Source organism: Mycobacterium sp. E2497 (assembly GCF_001668695.1).
Lineage (GTDB): Bacteria > Actinomycetota > Actinomycetes > Mycobacteriales > Mycobacteriaceae > Mycobacterium.
The window spans coordinates 1-1,550 of sequence record NZ_LZKD01000021.1; the positions used below are offsets into that span (position 1 = coordinate 1).

General features: G+C 72.3%; 2 protein-coding genes and 2 pseudogenes. 2 read left to right on the plus strand and 2 right to left on the minus strand.

Features of this window, described 5'->3' with window-relative positions; translation table 11 throughout:
* The coding region (locus A5713_RS28905; RefSeq protein ID WP_231980207.1) for a hypothetical protein at positions 1 to 289 on the plus strand (289 nt) is incomplete at its 5' end.
* Positions 238 to 660: a hypothetical protein gene (locus tag A5713_RS01690; protein WP_068091890.1), complete on the plus strand. Its 423-nt coding sequence runs from the start codon at positions 238 to 240 to the stop codon at positions 658 to 660. The genes A5713_RS28905 and A5713_RS01690, both read left to right, overlap by 52 nt.
* 14 nt (positions 661 to 674) lie before the next feature.
* On the opposite strand, the pseudogene A5713_RS28910 reads toward A5713_RS01690, so the two are convergent.
* A pseudogene (locus A5713_RS28910) lies at positions 675 to 1,256 on the minus strand (DUF3060 domain-containing protein); the annotation flags it as partial.
* Positions 1,225 to 1,380, minus strand: a pseudogene (locus A5713_RS27155) (NADP-dependent oxidoreductase); the annotation flags it as partial. The pseudogenes A5713_RS28910 and A5713_RS27155, both read right to left, overlap by 32 nt.
* Between the last annotated feature and the right edge of the window lie 170 nt (positions 1,381 to 1,550).

A 1,550-nucleotide genomic window follows, 5' to 3' on the forward strand; every position in this document is an offset into this window, starting at 1 on the left:
GTCCGCCCGCGTTCCCCGCGCGTTGAGCGCCGGCTCCCGCGCCCGCCCCGGCGGCCCCGCCGCCGGCCGCGCCGCCGCCACCGGCCATGCCCCCGGTGACGATGTACCTGCATTTCCCATTCGTGACGGTGCCGATCCCCATCACCCCACCGCCGCCGCCGGGACGCTGAGGACGTGGCGCGCGACCGCGCCGGCGCGCACACTGGGCGGTGACGGCATGAGCGGCGAGGAGGTCGCGTGGGCGAATACGGTGGGTTCGGGTTTGATCCCGAAGAGATCGATCGGATGATCCGCGAGGGCAGCGAGGGCCTGCGCGAGGTGTTCGAGCGGGTCAGCAAGTTCGTGGCGGCTCCCGGAGCCCGGCCCGGGTGGTCGTCGTTCTTCGACGACCTGTCGCGGCGCCCACGCCCCGAGCCCGAGACCGCGGGCGAGGCGGGTGACGGCGTGTGGGCCATCTACACGACCGGCGCCGACGGCGGCGCGCACGTCGAACAGGTCTATGCGACCGAGCTCGACGCGCTGCGCGCCAACAAGGACAACGTCGACCCCAACCGCAGGGTCCGGTTCCTGCCGTACGGCATCGCCGTCAGCGTCCTCGACGGCGACTCGCCCGGCGACGAATCCGGCCACGAATCCGGCGGGGCCCCGCAAGGCTCGTAGGCCGGCGCTCGGCCTCAGCCCTGCTCGACGACGTTCGATCCCCCGGAGTTGCTGACCTTCGGCGTGCCCGTGTGGTAGGTGACCTTGTTATTGAAGCCGGAGGCTTCGATGCTGTCGACGGCGTCGACGGTGATCTCGTTCTGCACGCCCGACACGGTGAGGCTGGCGCAGTGGCCGCTGATCACCACCGTGTTGGACACCCCGCTGACGCTGATCACGTTGTCGTTGCAGGCGATCGTCCGGTTCTCGCCGATTCCGGAGACACTGATCCTGGCGCCCGGCGGCGCGGTCGGCGACGTCGACGGGCTGGGCGTCCTGGCCCGGGTGGTGGACGGGGCGGTTCCGCGCGGGGTGCTGGGCGACGGACCGAACGTGTCGGTGATGGTCGGCGGGGAGCTGATGATGGAGCGGACCCCGGAAAGCTGGTGTGCCGCAAAGGCGGCGATGCCACCGGCGAGGGCCAGCACGGCGATGACGATGACCGTGCCCAGGATCCACCACGCGCGGTTGCCCGAGGGCCGTTGGGGAGGCGGGCCCGCGTACGGGGCGCCGTAGTTCCAGGCGGGCGGCGGCGTCGATCCCGACGTAGGTGGTGCGCAGCAGCGCCTCGCCCTCCCCCGGTTCGGGCGCCGGGGTGGTGAGCAGCTCGGTGTCACCGGGCCGGACAAGCCCGGTGGGGCGGCGACGCAACACGACCTGACGGTTCGGCAACTCGGGCACGAACCAGAAACTACCGAACCGCGCGAAACCACCGACGCGAATGGCATATTCAACCCATGGCAGCAAACGACGACCCGGAGGATCGGATCCGGGAACTCGAGCGCCCGCTCGCCGACGCGGCGCGGGCGTCCGAAGCGGGCAGCGCGCAGCGGGCCCGCCGGCCCCGGGCC